The organism is Methylomonas albis, from assembly GCF_014850955.1.
GTDB lineage: Bacteria > Pseudomonadota > Gammaproteobacteria > Methylococcales > Methylomonadaceae > Methylomonas > Methylomonas albis.
Genome location: NZ_JACXSS010000001.1, coordinates 1655067 through 1672479 on the forward strand (window position 1 = coordinate 1655067; position 17413 = coordinate 1672479).

Genomic DNA, 17413 nt, shown 5'->3' on the forward strand with positions numbered 1-17413 from the left:
AGTAGTTCTATCTAGTTCCGCTTAGGGTACAGTGACCGTGTCTCCCGGTTCCAGCAGGATGTTCTGTTCCAAGCTGTCGCCATCAATCACATCGCTATAGTCGAAGGGAAACACTTTAACTTGATCGCCGGTGCGGCGAATAATATTGATCGAACCTTCCTTGGCAAACACCGTTAGGCCGCCGGCCAGACTGAGTGCTTGCAGCACGTCCAGACGTCTGCCGGAAAATACTTGTCCGGGTTTGTTGACCTTACCAATCACGAAGATGGAGTTGCCTTGGTTGTTGAGTAACTTAACGGTAATCGATGGATCGGAGATATAGTCGGCCAGCCGGCTAGTCAGATTATCTTTCAGCTCGGTAATGGTTTTGCCGGCGGCACCGACGGTACCGATCAAAGGGAAAATAATCGTGCCGTCCGGGGAGATCAAAATTTGCAATTGTTGCAAGCCTTCTTCTTTCCAGACCGTAACTTCCAGTGCATCGCCCGGTGATAGCTGGTAAGCCGCATAATTGGTCTGCTCGATAGTCACCGTAGGTGACGGGCTGATTGCTGTACCGTTGAGGGGCTCTATTGGTGGCGTGGGCGGGATCTGGATTTCCGGTTCTGCTAAGGCGGTGGTGGAGCAAAGCAGACAAAACGAGAAAAGAGTAATTATCTGTTTCAAAATGTATTCCTTTATGATGTTATTGAGGTTGCAATCCGTACGCTCCGAGCCAACCGACAACGCAGCGCCGGATTTTAATGACGGAATATAACAATAATAAGACGTTCCCAATCGCAGTCTTGGCTGAGAAACACCTAGACATTTCATGCAATTATAACCGGGAATGACTGTGTTTTGTTCAAATCTGACTGTAATTTAACCAAATATTAATGAAGCTTTGGGAGTAAGCCAATGATGGTTAACGATTTTCTACAATGTGTTAAGTCCGGACAAGCTATCGATTTTCAGGAAACCATGGCAATTATTGCCGACCACTATCACTATCAGGCTACTGAATTCAGTAACGGCTTGCAACAGCCTCTAGTTAACGAAGCGGGTCGTAATGAGGGCTCCTGCAAGATTTTTGCATTCGCCAAATTGCAGCAACTAACCGTTGAGCAAACTTTGGCGCTTTTCGGTGATTATTATCGTCAGGATGTGCTGGGGAACCCGGATGGAAACGATCATCAAAATATCAGAAATTTCATGCGCGATGGCTGGGAAGGTATTGTGTTCAAAGGCGAGGCCTTGCAAGCCAAATAATTACCGTGCAAATCGATGTGTTGCTGATCGGTCAGGGCTTGGCCGGTAGTCTATTGGCCTGGGAGTTGATGCAGCGGCAATTGCGAATATTGGTGGTGGATGACGGCGCGGAAAACGCCTCGCAAGTCGCGGCCGGCTTGATCAATCCGGTTACCGGTCAGCGCCTGGTAAAGCAGGGGGGTATCGAAACATTGCTGCCGGCCGCGGTGCATGCTTATCAGCAACTCGGCATGCAGTTTCGGCAAACGTTTTATATGCAAATACCGATGCTGAAAATCCTGCGCACTGCTAACGAGCTTAGCATGGCCGAGCGCCGATTAGCACAGCCGGATTATCGCGACTATTTAGTAGGATTGGCACCCGCTCCCACAGGAATCAACGCGCCATACGGGGTGTTGCAGCAACGGCAAACCGGCTATTTGCGGACTGAAGCACTCTTGAGTCAATTGCGTGATTTTTTGAGCAACAAAAACTGTTATCGGCACAATAGCCTGCAATATAACGATATTAGCCTGGAACCGGCTTTGCAATGGCGAGGCATCTATCCCCGGCATATCGTATTCTGCGAAGGCTATCAGGCGATTGCCAACCCATGGTTCAGGTATTTGCCGTTTCAATTGGCAAAAGGCGAAATACTGGGCTGTGAAAGCAGACAAGATATTCCGCAACACATTTTGAATTACGGACATTGGCTGATTCCACTTGAGGCGAGCCGGTTTAAAACCGGCGCCACTTTCGATACCCGTCAACTCGACACCTTACCGACCCGACAAGCGCAAACCGCATTATTAGAGAGCTTACGCTCGGTTTGTCCGCTACAGCAAGCGCCTGATATCTATCAACATCGGGCCGGAATTCGGCCGGCCACGCTGGATAAACAGCCGTTTATCGGCACGCATCCTCGGTATCCGCAGCTGCATATTTTCAACGGATTTGGTGCCAAGGGCAGTGTGGCGATTCCCTGGTATGCCGCCCGGTTTGCGGATTATCTGCAACAGCAAGCCGGTTTACCGCCGGTCTGCGATATACGTCGCTATGATGAAACGTATTTCCCTGCTTGAGCTGGCTCATGACATCGTCAGTTCATATCTTGAACTGGACGACATTGCGCTGGACGCGACGCTGGGCAATGGTCACGATGCCTTGTTTCTGGCGCGGAGCGTTGGAGGGGGCGGGCATGTGTTTGGTTTCGATATACAACAACAAGCGCTGATCAATAGTTTTCAACGTTTACTTCAGCATGATTTACAGCGCCGGGTGACGCTTCGTCTCGCCAGTCATGCCGATATGCTGGCGCATGTTCCCGAGCAATGGCATGGACGGGTGAGGGCGGTGATGTTTAATCTGGGTTATTTGCCCGGTGCCGATAAAACTGTGATTACCCAAATCGATTCGACGCTGGCTGCCTTGAATGCGGCTTGTGGTCTGTTGGCGCCGCGCGCTGTGATGACCGTATTGGCTTATCCGGGACACGCTGGTGGCGATCTGGAAGCGGAGCAATTGGCGGCATGGTCCCAGCAATTGGATAGGGCTTGTTTTACGTCAGAAGTCATTCATAGTCGTTACGACAAGCCCACCGCGCCCCGGCTTTTTGTTATTCGCAAACAAGTTGATCTGCTATGATTGCGCTCCTTTTTTTACTCGTAATAGATTTGCATCATGTCAGAATTTAACAATGTCACCATCGTCAAACAAGCCAATGTCTATTTCGACGGCAAAGTGAATAGCCGCACGATACGTTTTGCCGACGGTTCTTCGAAAACCTTGGGTTTCATGCAGCCCGGCGAATACACTTTTAACACGGCCGATCCCGAGTTGATGGAAATTCTAGCGGGCGAACTGGAAGTGCTGTTGCCCGGCAGCGATGCCTGGCAAGCAGTGAAGGGCGGTGAGTCGTTTAACGTGCCCGGCAATGCGAAGTTTTCGCTGAAGGTCAGTATTGCCAGCGATTATTGCTGTTCTTTTTTGAAGTAAGCGCTAAATGGAAAAAGTAGCGATTTTTGTCGATGTCCAAAATATTTACTACACCACCCGGCAATGCTACCAGAAACATTTCAATTACAGCGCATTTTGGCAGCAGGCAACCGCGGGTAAGCAGGTTGTCGCTGCCATTGCTTATGCGACCGATCGTGGCGACAGCAAGCAGCTGGGTTTTCAGCAAATTCTGAAAAATATCGGTTTTACCGTCAAGCTAAAGCCTTATATCCAGCGCCGCGATGGCACCAGCAAAGGCGATTGGGATGTGGGGATAACGCTGGATGTCATGGATTATGCCGCGCAGGCCGACCGAATTGTATTATTGTCCGGCGACGGCGATTTCGAATTGCTGTTACAAAAGGTCCGCAACGATTTTGCTACTGCTAGCGATGTGTACGGTGTGCATAGCTTAACAGCGCCGGCCCTGATTCAATCGGCCGACAATTTTATCGCCATCGCCGGTGCCCTTTTGCTATAAAGCCTCTTGGTCGAATAGCCTATTTTTTACCGGGGTCTTCTTCAACCAGTTCTTTGCCCTTCTCGGCGGAGCTGCTGGCTTCTTTGGGCTCGGTGGCGTTTTGATTGTTTCTGCGGGCAAAGGTATCGGGTTCGTCGCTGCCGAACAAGCCACTGATTTTTTCCCACATCGAACGTTCGATGTCGCGCTTTGGCACATCTACGCTGGTTTCTGCGGATTCTTTGACGACCGGCAACGAACTGGGTCTGAAGTCGCCTTGCACGCCCATCAAATTGTCGCCATTAAAAAATAATGACACCCGCTTTTGCACTCGGTCTTCGCCGCTAGCTTGTTCGGAATACAGATAATCCCAGCGTTTTTCGTGAAAGGCATCGGCCAGCATCGGTGAACCCATGATATATAACACTTGGCGCTTGGTCATATTAGGTCGAAGCTGGTTGATCATGCTCTGATCGATGATGTTGCCTTGCTCAATATCCAAGGTGTATACGCCGGGTAAATTATTGAGGATGGTGCTGCAAGCGCCAAGGGATAAACTGGTGACGGCCGCTAGCAAAAAAGACGATTTTTTCATGGGGAGTGAGTGAGGTCCGACGACAAACGATAAGGCATTATCCCATAATTCTGTCAGCGGCTTGGCGCAAAAAACGATACAATGTCGCTGATTATCGGTTTAAAGGAGGCGGGCTTGTGGAAACTCAGGATTTGCGTAATGCGGGCTTAAAGGTGACCTTGCCCAGAATCAAAATTCTGGAAATTTTGGAAAAACAGCAAGATGATCGACATTTGTCGGCCGAAAAGGTTTACAAGATATTGCTGTCCGAAGGCGAGGAAATAGGCTTAGCTACAGTCTATCGAGTACTGACACAATTTGAGGCGGCTGGTCTGGTGGAGCGGCATCATTTCGAGGGTGGAAACTCTATTTTCGAGCTGAACAAAGGCAACCATCACGATCATGTGGTGTGTATGAAGTGCGGTAAAGTCGCGGAGTTCACCGATGAGATCATCGAAAAGCGGCAGTCCGAAATCGCCCAGAAATTAGGTTACACCCTGACCGATCACAGCCTCTATCTGTACGGCTACTGCGCCGCCTGTAAAAACCCCTAAGCTAAAAAGCATGTTCAAACCACTCATCCTGTATATCGGGTTACGCTATACCCGTGCTAAAAAGCGTACACAATTTATTTCATTTATAACCTTAACATCCGTGCTCGGTATCGCGTTGGGCGTGACTGCCTTGATTACCGTGTTGTCGGTGATGAACGGTTTTGAAGCCGAGTTGCGTGAACGTATCCTGGGTATGACCGCGCACAGTACGATTACCGGTCGCTTCGGTCAACTGGACGATTGGCAAGCCTTGGAACAACGCACGCGCAACATGCCGCATGTCGAGGGCGCGGCGCCGTTTATTCATGGTCAGGTGATGGTTAATGCTGATCGCCAAGTCAGCGGCACTTTGCTGCAAGGCGTGCTGCCCGAATATGAAACCAAAGTGTCGGAAGTGGCCAGCAAAATGATGTTCGGTAGTCTTAACGATTTGGTACCCGGTGAATTCGGCATCGTACTGGGTGTCGAGTTGGCTAATTATTTGGGCGTCACGATGGGCGATAAAGTCACCGTGATCACACCGCAAATCAACTCTACACCAGCCGGCATTCTGCCGCGCATGAAGCGCTTCACCGTGGTGGGTGTGTTCAAAGTCGGCATGTATGAATACGACCGCAACATGGCGCTGATGCATCTCGACGATGCCGGCAAATTGTTCAGGCTCGAGCAAGCCGTGTCCGGTTTGCGTTTGAAGCTGGACGACTTGTTTAACGCGCCGCGCATCACCCAAGGTTTGGCCGATACGCTAGGCGACGAGTTTCGAGTCAGCGACTGGACCAAGGCGCACAGCAATTTTTTCCGCGCGGTGCAAACCGAAAAGCGAGCCATGTTTATTATCTTGCTGCTGATCGTCGCAGTGGCGGCGTTTAACATTGTCTCTACGCTGGTGATGGTGGTCACCGACAAGCGCGGCGACATCGCGATTCTGAAAACTCAGGGTTTATCCAACGGTTCGGTGATGGGTATTTTTATTGTCTTGGGCTGCATCATCGGTAGTATAGGTACTTTATTGGGAACCGTAGGCGGCGTGTTATTGGCGCTGAATGTGGAAACGATAGTCCCGGCCATCGAAAAAGCCTTTGGTGTGCAATTCATGGCGGCCGACGTGTATTACATTAGCGAAGTGCCGTCAAAATTGATTTGGACCGATGTGTACTGGATAGCTTGTGTGGCGTTTTTACTATCCTTGCTGGCGACGCTTTATCCTGCTTGGCAGGCGGCGCGTATCAATCCTGCCGAGGTGTTGCGTTATGAATAATGCCATCGTGTTGCAATGCCAGCGGTTGACCAAGCGTTACGAGCAGGGCGACTTGAACGTCGAAGTGTTGCGCGGCGTCGATCTGGCGATTCATGCCGGTCAACGCGTCGCTATCATGGGCGCGTCCGGTTCCGGCAAAAGTACTTTGTTGCATTTGCTGGGCGGTCTGGAAAAACCCAGCTCCGGCTCGGTGATGCTGGATGGCGCCGATTTGAACAAGATTAGCGCCGGCAAACTTAGTCAGCTTCGTAATCGTTCACTGGGGTTTATCTACCAGTTTCATCACTTGCTGGGCGAATTTACCATCCTGGAAAATGTGGCGATGCCGCTGTTGATTGGTAAGCAATCGATCAAACAGGCGCAACAACAAGCGGCCGAGTTGCTGAAGCGGGTCGGGTTAGGGCATAGAATGTTACACAAACCTGGCGAACTTTCCGGCGGGGAAAGGCAGCGTGCCGCCGTGGCGCGCGCCTTGATCAACAAGCCTAAATGCGTGCTCGCCGACGAGCCGACCGGCAACCTGGACAGCAAAACCGCCGAGCAGATTTATCAGCTGATGCTGGAATTGAATCAGGAATTACAGGTGAGTTTTTTGGTGGTGACGCATGATCCGGAATTGGCCGGGCGGATGGATCATGTGCTTTATATGGAAGATGGGTTGATAGTGCCGGATAGGACTCATCACGGCTGACAAATCTTGAAAATGCGTCATTCCGGCATGGATTGCCGGAATCCAGACCGCATGGATGCGAGTCGTCGGGATAATGTGTCGCTGTCGCGACGAGTGTTTTGAAGTCGGGTCTCGGCCCGACAGCCGAGATACTTTCGCTACGAAAACCCTCCTTGGTTTTCGCCTTTCGGGTCAGCCTGTTGGCTGTTCAAATTCGTTCCAGACGAATTTGTGCTTGGCCAAAAGAAAGTATCCAAAGAAAAGGCCACCCGGATGCCGCTTATTCCCTGCGCTCCTCGCTTTTGACGAGGGTCGGCAGAAGGGGATTCCTGTCCCTCCGCCAACGTGCGGCATGCCTGCCGCACCCCTTCGGGCTATTCTCGCCAAAAGCTCCGGTGCTCGGCGCGGCATACGGGAGCAAACCGTTCCGGCATTAAAAGTCGGTTAGTGAACAAATGATGTAGCCTCGATGGAGTGAAACGAAATCGAGGTTTTGATGGCTTCGATTTCACGGATTCCGCTTTGCTTCATTCAGGCTACTTGCTTTATGGGATTTTTTATCTTTTTTTTCATTCTGATCTCGCCAATTATATTGGCATTGCTTATACATATATTCCGCGACTTACGTGGAAAGGCCAGAAATATTCGACAGAAATGTTATTCATGCGGACGCCCCGTCTCGATGACTGAATATCGAATCATCAGTCATCACCGAGGTGGAAGGTATATTTACTGTGAGCAATGTGCGGATCGGCATGAATTATGGTCTAGCATTGCTGTATCCATCATGGCGCTCGGAGTGGCAACGACTCTTATTGTGCTATCTATTTCTGAATTTGACACCAGTCCACAAAAGTCATTTCTGTTTGCTGGACTAGCTTCAGCGATAGTCGTAATTGTTGTTTTGGTCGCTGCTCGCTACATCTCCAAGAAAACCAAGTAATTAATTTGTCGATTCAAGTGCTAAACGGCTGTTTTCTGGCTTTTTTTCGGGCATAAGGCGCAAGCAGCAGGTGGGCACGAATTAGTGCCCACGCGGGGTGAAAGCCAATGGTGGGCAAAATTTGCCCACCCTACACGTGGTTGGTTTTCTTCCCGTATGCCGCGCCGAGCACCGGAGCTTTTGAACGGATTAGCCCGTTAGGGGCGCCGCAGGGATGCGGCGCGTTGCCGAAGGGGCAGGAAGCCCCTTTCGGCAACCCCGGTCAAAAGCTTTGGAGCGCAGGGAATAAGCGGCATCCGGGTGTCTTTTCTTTTGGATACTTTTCTTTGGACAAGCAAAGAAAAGTATCTCGGCTGTCGGGCCGAGACCCGACATTAAAAATACCCGTCGCGATAGCGACACAATAGCTAACTTAAGCTATTGAGGGGCAGGCTACCCGGGCCAAATCTTATGCCACCGAATAAACCGGAAATCTAGCACACAGCAAATGTACCTTCTCCCTAACCGCATCAATCACACTCTCGTCTTCGAGGTTGTCCATCACATCGCACATCCAAGCCGCGACTTGACGGACTTCGTCTTCCTTGAAACCGCGCGAAGTAGGGGCAGGCGTGCCGACGCGGATGCCGCTGGTGACGAACGGCGACTGCGGGTCGTTGGGTACGGCGTTTTTGTTGACGGTGATGTGCGCGCGGCCCAGCGCGGCGTCGGCAGCTTTGCCTGTGATGCCTTTCGGGATTAAAGACACCAGCATCAAATGGTTGTCGGTGCCGCCGGAAACTACGTCAAAGCCGCGTTGGATAAACACTTCCGCCATGGTTTGAGCGTTTTTGACGACTTGTTGTTGGTAGGTTTTAAATTCCGGGGTCATGGCTTCTTTAAACGCCACGGCTTTGGCGGCAATTACGTGCATCAACGGCCCGCCTTGGATGCCGGGGAAGATGTTGGAGTTGATCTTCTTTTCCAAATCAGGATTGCTCTTGCACAATATCAAGCCGCCGCGCGGGCCGCGCAGAGATTTGTGGGTGGTACTGGTGACCACGTCGGCAATCGGCACCGGGTTGGGGTACAAACCCGCCGCTACCAGACCGGCCACATGGGCCATGTCCACCACCAAATAAGCGCCAACTTTATCGGCGATGTCGCGAAAACGTTGCCAGTCCCAGATTCTTGAATAGGCTGAGAAGCCGGCGATGATCAATTTCGGTTTGTGTTCCAGAGCCAGTGCTTCGACTTGTTCGTAATCGATTTCGCCGGTGTCCTTGTTCAGGCCGTACTGGATGGCGTTGTAGATTTTGCCGGAGAAGTTGGGTTTGGCGCCGTGGGTTAAATGGCCGCCGTCGGCCAGGCTCAAGCCGAGGATGGTGTCGCCGGGTTGAATCAGCGACATGAATACCGCCATATTGGCTTGCGAACCGGAATGCGGCTGGACGTTGGCGTAATCGGCGCCGAACAATTCCTTGGCGCGGTCGATAGCCAGTTGCTCGACGATGTCGACGTATTCACAACCGCCGTAATAACGTTTTTCCGGATAGCCTTCGGCGTATTTGTTGGTCAGCAAGGTGCCCTGCGCTTCCAGAACGCGTGGGCTGGCGTAGTTTTCGGAAGCGATCAGTTCTATATGATCTTCCTGGCGTTGGCGTTCCTTTTCTATAGCCTGAAAGAGCTCGTTATCAAAACCTTCAATGGTCATCGATTTGCTAAACATGTGGTCTCCTCATAGGGGGTCGGGTGATGCGTTGGGATGCAGCAGCAGAATTTGTAAATCGGCGACATTGGTGCCGGTCGCGCCGCATAGTAGTAGATCGTTGGCGGCTTTTAGGGCCGGATAGGCGTTATTATCGTTCAGCATGGCTTCCGGGTCGAGAGCCGCGTCGCGTATGCGTTGCAAAGTGTGGTTATCGACGATGCCGCCGGCTGCATCGGTGGGGCCGTCGCGGCCGTCAGTGCCGCCACTCAAAAAGGTCCACGCGAATTGCAAACCCTGTTTTTCGGCGGCCAGCGCAAAGGCGAGGGCCATTTCCTGATTGCGGCCGCCTTTGCCGGTGCCATTTAGGGTGACAGTGGTTTCGCCTCCGGCAATAAGGGCTGTCGCTTGCGTAATGTTGGCTGATACGGTCAGCGCATGTCGTACTAGTTGTTCGGCTACCAAGCGAGCTTCGCCACTCAGTTGTTTGCTGTAGAGCAGGGTTTGGTATCCCAACTTACTTGCGGCATGCATGACGGTATCAACGCTGGTCGCATTGCTGCCGATTAAGGTGTGGCCGGCGTGTTCGAATATAGCGTCACCGCTTTTTGGTGTTTCGATTCGTAAACCTCGGGCGCCTTGTTGCAAATGGTTTTGCACTCCGGGCGGTATTTGCTGCCAAATATCAAACGATTCCAGCACGGATATGGCGTCTGCAAAGCTGGTATCGTCGGCGACGGTGGGGCCGCTGGCGATGGCGCTTAAATCGTTATCGAGGACGTCGGATAGAATCAGTGCGTGCAAATCAGCCGGCGCGGCAAGTCTGGCAAGGCCGCCACCTTTCAATTGCGACAGGTGTTTGCGGACGCAATTGATCTGGTTGATGGTTGCGCCCGAGGCTAACAATAACTGGGTAGTGACGATTTTCTCCGCCAGCGTGATGCCTGCGGAGGGGGAGGGCAGTAGTGCCGAGCCGCCGCCGGAAATCAGCACTAAAACCAGCTCGCCGGCTTTTGTGTCGTTCAGGCGGGTAGCGAGGGTTTTTGCCGCGTGCAAGCCGGCGGCATCCGGTAACGGATGACCAGCGCCGAATACATGACAATTCTCCACTACATCAATGTTGTCGTAGTTAGTCACCACCATGCCTTTACCGGCAAGCCAAGCTTCGGGGATGATGGTTTGCGCGGCATCGGCCATGGCGCAAGCGGCTTTGCCAAACGCGAGCAAATGAATGCGCCTCCAGTCGCCGTTGCGGGAGCCGATACGTAAAAGCTGGCTATCGGCCTTCAGAAAGCGTTTTACGGCCAGATAGGGATCGGCCGCCGCGACGCCGGCGCGAAAAATGGCGGCGGCATGTTCGCGTGAGCGGGGCTTGACGACCGACATAAGGATCCGGCAGGACCTTAGGCCATGGCTTTGGCGAGTGCGAAGATGATTTCCGCGTCGAACACCTGTTTGTTGCTTTCAAATAATTTGGCGATGCAGGCGCGGTGCAAGGCTAACTTTAACGCGCCAAAGCCGATGGCACCCCAGACAATTTTGCCGTGGCGCTCTTCACCGCGATCCAGTACATCGGTGCCGCCGATTCCGACCGGCGGGGTGGCGTTGGCGTCCGCCAGTAATTGCAGATGCGGATTATGTTGCCAATGTTCGGGCTTTAACAGCTCGACGCCGGCGGCCCCGGTTGCCAACACAATATTGGCGTCTTGAATGGCGGCGGCACGGCTGTCGTAATCCGCAGCTTCTAATGGTGTTAAGTCCACGCCGAACCGTTCTTTCATCGCGAAACAGGCCTTTTCCGCGTTAAATATATGCCGGGAAGTGATGCTAACATGCGCGCCTTCCAGCGCCATCATCGCCGCCGCGCGTTGACCGACTGGGCCTGTGCCGGCCAGTACCACGGCTTTTTTACCGGCCAGGCTAGCGCTGCTGCCCAGTTTGGCGACGGCTGCGGCTGCGGTGGTATTGCTGCCATTACTATCCAGCATCACAGAGACTTGAAAACCGGGGAAAAAATACCCCTGTACCGCTGCCAGTAAGTTTTGGCCGGCTTCGATATTGCTGCCGCCGATAAAAATTGCGGTATTTTTTTTGTCCTTGGGCGCTCGGGTGAAGATGGTGCCTTCAACCAAGGCGCCGACGTTGTCTGGGGATATGTTGCCGTGGCCGATTACATGATCCGCCCCGCCATCGTAAGCGACAACGGTATCGAAAACCGAGGGGTGGGTGTCGGTGTCAAATTGGAATAACAATTTTTTCATTAAGCTACCTGATATAAAAAAATGGTGGCCCGGGGGAGAAGGTTAGCCGCCGGCATTATACAGAATAATATTTGCCTCGCTGCAGAATCCAAACCGGTTTCGGAAAGCCGGAATTAGTGATTGTTTGCTCAAAAACTTTATGTCATATTGGAAAAGCCTGCTTGTTAGCGTGGGCGTGGATGAATCCAATAATCAAAGAGGAACGCAGATGAAAACGCCCGTCGATATTGCTGTAACAGGTGCAGCTGGCCAGATTAGTTATTCCTTGTTATTTCATTTAGCGTCCGGCGAACTGTTGGGCCCCGATCAGCCTATCGTGCTGCGTCTTTTGGAAATCCCGCCCGCCATGAAGCAGCTGCAAGGCGTAGTGATGGAATTGAACGACTGCGCTTTTCCGTTGATCAACAAAATCATCATTACCGACGATCCGAAAGTGGCATTCGATAACGTCGATTATGCCTTTTTGGTGGGGGCAAAGCCGCGCGGACCGGGGATGTTGCGCAGCGATTTGTTATTAGATAACGCGCAGATTTTTATCACCCAAGGCCGCGCGCTAAATGAGGTGGCCAGCCGCAAGGTGAAAGTGTTGGTGACAGGTAATCCCGCCAATACCAATGCTCTAATCGCTATTAATAATGCACCGGATTTAGCGCCAGAGTGTTTTACGGCCATGACCATGCTCGATCATAAACGCGCGATAAGCCAAGTAGCCGAGAAATGCGGGGTGCTGAGCAGGGACGTAAAAAACGTGGCGGTTTGGGGTAACCATTCCTGCACTCAATATCCTGATTTGCATCATGCCAAAGTCAAGGGCATGGATGTGTTGTCCTTGGTTGAGAAATCTTGGTTTGTCGACGAATTTATTCCTACCGTTCAATATCGCGGCACAGAAATTATCAAGGTACGCGGCCAGTCCAGCGCAGCGTCCGCAGCGCATGCGGCGATCGAACATATGCGGGTGTGGGTGTTCGGTACTGACTCTGGCGACTGGGTGAGTATGGCGGTGGCTTCAGATGGTAGCTATGGTGTGGAGGAAGGATTGGTCTATTCCTTCCCGGTTATGGTGGCCGATGGGCAGATCGCTATTGTTAAGGGCCTGGATCTTAACGAATTCAGTTTGGCAAGATTGCGTCAAAACGAAGTTGAGTTAAAAGAAGAGCGGCAAGCGATCAAGCATTTGCTTTAGTTATTGGAATGGCAGGGCTCACCGGCTATTCAGAGCGTTATTTTATTCACCCCCCGTCTTTTGATTCGACGTAACCAGCTACTGTTTCAGTGGCTGGTTGTCATATTTACTCACATTTGAATTGCCCGCGAACAGTGCGGTTAGTGGACTAATAAGGTGCCGCCATCCTTGGCAGCTGTTAACGACTGGTAAACGCTATTTAGCCGGTAAGTAGGCTTAAGCTTTAATTCTTAAAACGATTGGGGCCTGTCGGTGACGCGGCAGCGAATGCTTGGGGCGGCAGGCGGGAAAAATAGCGTTTTATTATTTTGATTACCTAAAGCAATAAGTGTGCCAGTTGTTAGCTCCTGTTCGGCGGGCTCTACAGAAGATCTGAATAGTGCCAAATGGCTTGTTTTAGGGTTTATGCCGCAGCGGTAGGTGATATGCCGCATTTCTTTATAAGATTTTTGTGGATAGGTATGTTTAGCGGATTAAGTTTGCGTCGTATTGGGAATGGATAAAATTTAGCGTGGGCTTATCGAGCCTTGGCTGACCAGCGAGCCACCGGAATTGCCGTTCACGTCTATCCACAGATGCGGTAATTCCAACTGCTTTAGTCAGCATGGCCTTGCTCTTCCTTGAGCATGGCTGTTGTTGAAGCACTGCCAGCTACCACGCAGAATTGCCTAACGACGCTGACAGATGCCGAACTGGCCAACCTGTTTTAGGATTAAGGATGTGTCAGTAGCGCTGACCATTGACGATAATACAGCGCTCTTAGTCGCCACCGCCGGCGCCGTTATGCAGTGCTAGCGTGGTTGCCAATGCCTGTTTTTGGCGGGGATGATGGATGCCTGCCTGCCAGCGCAGCTTGAGCCAACCGACTTTTTCCAACAATTTCTTAGTAAGGGGTTCGTCTGGCAGTTGGCCGGTTTCGAAACGCCAAGCCTGCCGCAAAATGCCGCAACCCAGCCGTTTCCGCATCGACTGTAATACTACCTCCAGTTGCTGCGACCTTATTAATCCTTGATAACAAACTGTGGATTTATACCGAGAATATAAGCTTTCCAAGCGGTTTACGTCAGCGATTACTATGTCGGCAATGGGCTTGACCTGCCGGTGTTCTGCGAAAAATAACTGGATTTCGCATTGGGTGCCCATGGCCTGGAATGGGGAGCGAAATAAGGACATTGGGCTCTGGCTCACGATGGTTTTTGTGGCTGGCTTTGTCGGCTGGGAAGTAATAAATGGGCCGAGAGGAGGCCTTAGTCGCGCATATTTTTGACGAGAGTCTGGTAAATCATTAGCGGCAGTAAACTGGGTAGAATATATTTTAAATCTCTCACGCTAAAGTAACCCATAACTAGAGACTTTCTAAATAAAGAATGGGCGCTCTGTAAATCGTTTTTCCAATAAAGCTCATAAGCCCGTTGCAACAACTGGCCTTTTGTCAAAAGATCGGTTTTAGATTTACCCAGGGTTTTCGATATTTCGGGAAAGTCTTGCAGCAAGCCTATTTGCACGCCCCAATGATTGAGTATTGCCCTAAGCTTGTTACTAGAAATTTGTTCACCTTGTTGGTGATGGTAATACGCCAACACTTCAGGAACGCGGACAATTTTCGCGAATATCGCAATCCTAACCCACATGTCGAAATCCTCTGCCGTTAACCAGTTTTCGTTAAAACCCTTGACCTTATCTATGGCAAGTTTACGTGTCAATGCGGCGTGAATCGGCCACGGGCAACTTCGCAATAGAACGGCAAATTTATCATTTTCCTGATAATCGGGTGGAATATAAGGCTGACATTGTTCAGTGCTCAAACCAAGGTTTTGCCAACCGCAGTATGCCAGCACACAATCGGGATTTTCGGAGAGTTTTTGATGAAGTTTTGCTAAAAACGCTGGATGCCAGCTATCATCGGAATCCAGAAAGGCGATAAATTCCCCCGTTGCAGCTTTTAATCCGCGATTTCGGGCCGGGCCAGGGCCTTTATTTTGTTGGGAAACAATTTGTAGGTTTGGGTATTGCTTTGCTATTTCTTGCAAAATCTCTAGCGAGTTATCCGACGAACCGTCATCAACTACTATCAATTCAAAGTTTTTGAAAGTTTGCTGATACAGATCGGCGATGGTTTTTCCAATGAAATGCGCCGAATTATAGCAAGGCATCACTATCGAAATTGTTGGTCGTTGCGATATTAAATTCTGATTGAATTGCACCATAGGTAAGTCGATATTGAGTGGTTCAAGTCGATAAAGCTGAGTATAAAGCCAATTTTGTGTGATCGATCTATCGATAACAATATCTGATCGGCCTATTTAATAAGCTACTTATTATCTTCAAAGAAAGATGATTGCAGTTCTTCTTTAACCGCTTGAAGATAACCATGTCCATACTTCTGGTCCGGCTCTAAGTAATTACCTTCGGCCCATTCATTCCAAGCCTTGATAAAGATAATGCGCTTTTCCGGCTCATAATGTTTGATAAGCGAAAATGCTCGGCGTAATAAGGTTCTGAACAGTTCCGGAGTTGACTCATGAAAAACTAGTCCATTTTCTCCAGAGCGAGGTGTATTATCCCAGTTCGGTAATATTGTGGGATAATCTGGAAAAGGAGGAGAGGACTTACGGATCAATCGGTCGATTACCGCTGCATAATGATGCACGGTGACGTGCGGCTTTGCTTTTGAAAAAAAACGTTTAATTCTATCACCAAAGAAATTGCTTGGAATGTGACCGTCTTTAGGCGGTAGGGGTTGCCAAGTCGATGCATCCAGACCGACGCTACGAGGGTCCCAATCCGCCCTGAATCGGTAGTTTACGCCCACTAGATAGAGCCCTTTCAGACCGGCCTCAACGGCTAATCTGCGCCAATAGCTAAGTACATTAGGTAAGTCGGGGATTTCTCCCGGATTAAAGATCAAAAACAAAGGCATATTTTCGACAGTAATATAGCGTTGATCTTTAAATGCTTTGAGTAACCATTCAAAATGCTCTTTATGGTCTTCCATGCCGGGATAGGTTTGCTCCATCAGCATACGGTCTGCTACGCCTTGCCAGATATTATTCCAGCTATGGTTGGCCCAGCATAGACAAAATGGAAAATCCGGTTCCCCGCTAGATAGTATTTCGTTAACAGGCCTTTCTAATAGACGGCGCCCGTTTCCAAACCAGTAATGGTAATAACAGAAACCTTCGATACCGTATTCTTTGGCCATCTCGGATTGGGCATGCCGCGCTTCGGGCAGGCGTAAGTCGTAGAAACCTAGGTCGGCAGGAATATGAGGCTGATAGTGTCCTGGATAGAGAGGTTTGGCTTTAGCTACGTTGGTCCACTCCGTAAATCCTTTACCCCACCATTCATCGTTTTCGGGTGTTGGATGAAATTGGGGGAGATGAAAGGCGATGATGCGCGCACTTCTGTTCATAGATTGTTAGCTAGGTTTAAATGTTTCGAGTATTGAACGCCAAGCGGAAATGATTTCTTGTTCTTCCAATTCCGGCGAGTAGTTTTCGCGGATAAATTCGGCCGCTAATTGGCCTTTTTCCAAAATAGATTGTGGATCGGCATGATAGGCCTTTATCACGGACTCAACAGTCTTGGCAAATCCAACAATGTCGCCTTGTTCTATTGGATAAGAAAACTCAGGTTTAAAAAACTCTCGGCCGCCGCCGCCATGAAAACCAATTACCACGCAACCTGACGCCATAGCCTCCGCAGCTGGTAGGCCAAATCCTTCAGGGTATCCAAAACTAAGAAACAATAAGGATTCTTGATAGATACGGGCTACTTCGCTTTGTGGGAGATTGATGAAAGGTACAATTTCAAAGTCGTCCAGCGTGCCCCTAAATTTAAGGATATTGATGACTTGCATGGCGTCCCGCTGGTTTTTTATACGCGAAAAACACAACTGCTTTTTTTTCTGGGCTTGAAACGGGAAACGTTGCGGATCGATAGATAACCTAAAACGGTAGAGTGGCATATTCGGAAACGCATGATGGAGATAGTCTTCCCCGTCAAACGAATTGACTAGAGTTGCCAATATATCCGGACTTCGATACGGCGATATCAGGCGATCTTTGATGAAAGAATACCCATCGAAAGTCATATAGCAGTTTTGGTTTAAAATGATTTTTTTGATGCCGCGGCCATATGCTGCTGCTAAATCTGGACCGTACATTTCCGGCACGACCAAAATATCCTCGGTACCTATTACGCTACTATTACCGCCGCTAATAGCTAATTCGATTGCCCGGTTTGGGTCTGATCGACGTTTAAATTTTGCCAAGTAGCGATCTAGTAATGTATCGCGGCAATACACAATCGGTGTAGTATTTTCAAACCAATCGACTCTAAACCCCTTGTTTTTATGTACAACATAAGCAGGGATTCCATTTCGGTTCAGCAGGTCGACATGCTGATAAATAACGCGAATGCCACCAACTGGGGTTTTAATCTCTGGGCAAAGATAATAAATTGTCATTCAAGGTTCTCAATAAGAACAAACGTATTAGTCGTTGGCGATACTGTTTTTTAGCAAACACAGTAGGATACGAAGAGTATTCTAGGTTAGTTTTTTCTAAACTAAGTCAGTACCAAGGCTTTTAATAGTT

18 protein-coding genes are annotated in these 17413 nt (G+C 50.1%); 9 read left to right on the forward strand and 9 right to left on the reverse strand.

Annotated elements, in window-relative coordinates:
• Positions 1 to 21: 21 nt before the first annotated feature.
• On the reverse strand, positions 22 to 666 hold the full coding sequence (locus EBA_RS07625) for a polysaccharide biosynthesis/export family protein (RefSeq protein WP_225616010.1): 645 nt from the start codon (positions 664 to 666) through the stop codon (positions 22 to 24).
• Between the two features lie 231 nt (positions 667 to 897).
• Between EBA_RS07625 and EBA_RS07630 the strand changes: the two genes are divergently transcribed.
• From EBA_RS07630 to EBA_RS07650, 5 genes are read left to right on the forward strand one after another with little or no spacing between them, the layout of a single operon-like run.
• The gene (locus tag EBA_RS07630; RefSeq protein ID WP_192374092.1) at positions 898 to 1248 is read left to right on the forward strand and encodes a HopJ type III effector protein; all 351 of its coding nucleotides are present in this window, start codon (positions 898 to 900) and stop codon (positions 1246 to 1248) included.
• A 5-nt stretch (positions 1249 to 1253) separates the two neighbouring features.
• Entirely contained in the window at positions 1254 to 2309 is a 1056-nt protein-coding gene (locus EBA_RS07635; protein ID WP_324615343.1) for an NAD(P)/FAD-dependent oxidoreductase, read from the forward strand.
• A complete protein-coding gene (locus tag EBA_RS07640) occupies positions 2284 to 2871 on the forward strand; it encodes a tRNA (mnm(5)s(2)U34)-methyltransferase (RefSeq protein ID WP_192374093.1) in 588 nt (195 codons plus the stop codon). The genes EBA_RS07635 and EBA_RS07640 overlap by 26 nt, the downstream gene beginning before the upstream one ends.
• A gap of 36 nt (positions 2872 to 2907) precedes the next feature.
• Positions 2908 to 3222 carry a pyrimidine/purine nucleoside phosphorylase gene (gene ppnP / locus EBA_RS07645; RefSeq protein ID WP_192374094.1) on the forward strand — a complete coding sequence of 105 codons (315 nt, stop codon included), beginning with the start codon at positions 2908 to 2910 and terminating at the stop codon, positions 3220 to 3222.
• A 7-nt stretch (positions 3223 to 3229) separates the two neighbouring features.
• On the forward strand, positions 3230 to 3703 hold the full coding sequence (locus EBA_RS07650) for a LabA-like NYN domain-containing protein (protein ID WP_192374095.1): 474 nt from the start codon (positions 3230 to 3232) through the stop codon (positions 3701 to 3703).
• A 19-nt stretch (positions 3704 to 3722) separates the two neighbouring features.
• On the opposite strand, the gene EBA_RS07655 is transcribed toward EBA_RS07650, so the two are convergent.
• Positions 3723 to 4277, reverse strand: a complete 555-nt coding sequence (locus EBA_RS07655; RefSeq protein ID WP_192374096.1) for an outer membrane protein assembly factor BamE — start codon at positions 4275 to 4277, stop codon at positions 3723 to 3725.
• 116 nt (positions 4278 to 4393) lie between these two features.
• Between EBA_RS07655 and fur the strand changes: the two genes are divergently transcribed.
• From fur to lolD, 3 genes are read left to right on the forward strand one after another with little or no spacing between them, the layout of a single operon-like run.
• Positions 4394 to 4810: a ferric iron uptake transcriptional regulator gene (gene fur / locus EBA_RS07660; RefSeq protein ID WP_192374097.1), complete on the forward strand. Its 417-nt coding sequence runs from the start codon at positions 4394 to 4396 to the stop codon at positions 4808 to 4810.
• 10 nt (positions 4811 to 4820) lie between these two features.
• Positions 4821 to 6068, forward strand: a complete 1248-nt coding sequence (locus EBA_RS07665; protein ID WP_192374098.1) for a lipoprotein-releasing ABC transporter permease subunit — start codon at positions 4821 to 4823, stop codon at positions 6066 to 6068.
• Positions 6061 to 6759, forward strand: coding sequence for a lipoprotein-releasing ABC transporter ATP-binding protein LolD (gene lolD / locus EBA_RS07670; protein WP_192374099.1), 699 nt, complete (start codon positions 6061 to 6063; stop codon positions 6757 to 6759). The genes EBA_RS07665 and lolD overlap by 8 nt, the downstream gene beginning before the upstream one ends.
• 1370 nt (positions 6760 to 8129) lie before the next feature.
• Here lolD and glyA read toward each other — a convergent pair.
• From glyA to EBA_RS07685, 3 genes are read right to left on the reverse strand one after another with little or no spacing between them, the layout of a single operon-like run.
• On the reverse strand, positions 8130 to 9389 hold the full coding sequence (gene glyA / locus EBA_RS07675; RefSeq protein WP_192374100.1) for a serine hydroxymethyltransferase: 1260 nt from the start codon (positions 9387 to 9389) through the stop codon (positions 8130 to 8132).
• A gap of 9 nt (positions 9390 to 9398) precedes the next feature.
• The gene (locus tag EBA_RS07680) at positions 9399 to 10754 is read right to left on the reverse strand and encodes a glycerate kinase type-2 family protein (RefSeq protein WP_192374101.1); all 1356 of its coding nucleotides are present in this window, start codon (positions 10752 to 10754) and stop codon (positions 9399 to 9401) included.
• Positions 10755 to 10771: 17 nt separating this feature from the next.
• Complete coding sequence (locus EBA_RS07685) at positions 10772 to 11629, reverse strand: NADP-dependent methylenetetrahydromethanopterin/methylenetetrahydrofolate dehydrogenase (RefSeq protein ID WP_192374102.1); 858 nt, start codon at positions 11627 to 11629, stop codon at positions 10772 to 10774.
• Positions 11630 to 11837: 208 nt separating this feature from the next.
• On the opposite strand from EBA_RS07685, the gene EBA_RS07690 reads away from it, so the two are divergent.
• Positions 11838 to 12815, forward strand: a complete 978-nt coding sequence (locus EBA_RS07690; RefSeq protein WP_192374103.1) for a malate dehydrogenase — start codon at positions 11838 to 11840, stop codon at positions 12813 to 12815.
• Between the two features lie 759 nt (positions 12816 to 13574).
• Here the strand turns inward: EBA_RS07690 and EBA_RS24715 are convergent.
• The 4 genes from EBA_RS24715 to EBA_RS07710 all read right to left on the reverse strand — a co-directional run bounded on the left by EBA_RS24715 (position 13575) and on the right by EBA_RS07710 (position 17283).
• Positions 13575 to 13988 (reverse strand): hypothetical protein, encoded by a 414-nt coding sequence (locus EBA_RS24715; RefSeq protein WP_324615344.1) that lies wholly within the window; start codon positions 13986 to 13988, stop codon positions 13575 to 13577.
• Between the two features lie 74 nt (positions 13989 to 14062).
• Positions 14063 to 15022 carry a glycosyltransferase family 2 protein gene (locus tag EBA_RS07700; protein WP_225616012.1) on the reverse strand — a complete coding sequence of 320 codons (960 nt, stop codon included), beginning with the start codon at positions 15020 to 15022 and terminating at the stop codon, positions 14063 to 14065.
• Between the two features lie 104 nt (positions 15023 to 15126).
• Positions 15127 to 16227: a glycosyltransferase WbsX family protein gene (locus EBA_RS07705; protein ID WP_192374104.1), complete on the reverse strand. Its 1101-nt coding sequence runs from the start codon at positions 16225 to 16227 to the stop codon at positions 15127 to 15129.
• Between the two features lie 6 nt (positions 16228 to 16233).
• Complete coding sequence (locus EBA_RS07710; RefSeq protein WP_192374105.1) at positions 16234 to 17283, reverse strand: glycosyltransferase; 1050 nt, start codon at positions 17281 to 17283, stop codon at positions 16234 to 16236.
• Positions 17284 to 17413 lie beyond the last annotated feature (130 nt).

What these genes read in the sequence shown, in the direction of transcription:
- EBA_RS07630 (WP_192374092.1), top strand. Translation starts at nt 898, where the DNA reads ATGATGGTTAACGATTTTCTACAATGTGTTAAGTCCGGACAAGCTATC.
- EBA_RS07640 (WP_192374093.1), top strand. Translation starts at nt 2,284, where the DNA reads ATGATGAAACGTATTTCCCTGCTTGAGCTGGCTCATGACATCGTCAGT.
- ppnP (WP_192374094.1), top strand. Translation starts at nt 2,908, where the DNA reads ATGTCAGAATTTAACAATGTCACCATCGTCAAACAAGCCAATGTCTAT.
- EBA_RS07650 (WP_192374095.1), top strand. Translation starts at nt 3,230, where the DNA reads ATGGAAAAAGTAGCGATTTTTGTCGATGTCCAAAATATTTACTACACC.
- EBA_RS07655 (WP_192374096.1), bottom strand. Translation starts at nt 4,277, where the DNA reads ATGAAAAAATCGTCTTTTTTGCTAGCGGCCGTCACCAGTTTATCCCTT.
- EBA_RS07665 (WP_192374098.1), top strand. Translation starts at nt 4,821, where the DNA reads ATGTTCAAACCACTCATCCTGTATATCGGGTTACGCTATACCCGTGCT.
- lolD (WP_192374099.1), top strand. Translation starts at nt 6,061, where the DNA reads ATGAATAATGCCATCGTGTTGCAATGCCAGCGGTTGACCAAGCGTTAC.
- glyA (WP_192374100.1), bottom strand. Translation starts at nt 9,389, where the DNA reads ATGTTTAGCAAATCGATGACCATTGAAGGTTTTGATAACGAGCTCTTT.
- EBA_RS07680 (WP_192374101.1), bottom strand. Translation starts at nt 10,754, where the DNA reads ATGTCGGTCGTCAAGCCCCGCTCACGCGAACATGCCGCCGCCATTTTT.
- EBA_RS07685 (WP_192374102.1), bottom strand. Translation starts at nt 11,629, where the DNA reads ATGAAAAAATTGTTATTCCAATTTGACACCGACACCCACCCCTCGGTT.
- EBA_RS07690 (WP_192374103.1), top strand. Translation starts at nt 11,838, where the DNA reads ATGAAAACGCCCGTCGATATTGCTGTAACAGGTGCAGCTGGCCAGATT.
- EBA_RS24715 (WP_324615344.1), bottom strand. Translation starts at nt 13,988, where the DNA reads ATGTCCTTATTTCGCTCCCCATTCCAGGCCATGGGCACCCAATGCGAA.
- EBA_RS07700 (WP_225616012.1), bottom strand. Translation starts at nt 15,022, where the DNA reads ATGGTGCAATTCAATCAGAATTTAATATCGCAACGACCAACAATTTCG.
- EBA_RS07705 (WP_192374104.1), bottom strand. Translation starts at nt 16,227, where the DNA reads ATGAACAGAAGTGCGCGCATCATCGCCTTTCATCTCCCCCAATTTCAT.
- EBA_RS07710 (WP_192374105.1), bottom strand. Translation starts at nt 17,283, where the DNA reads ATGACAATTTATTATCTTTGCCCAGAGATTAAAACCCCAGTTGGTGGC.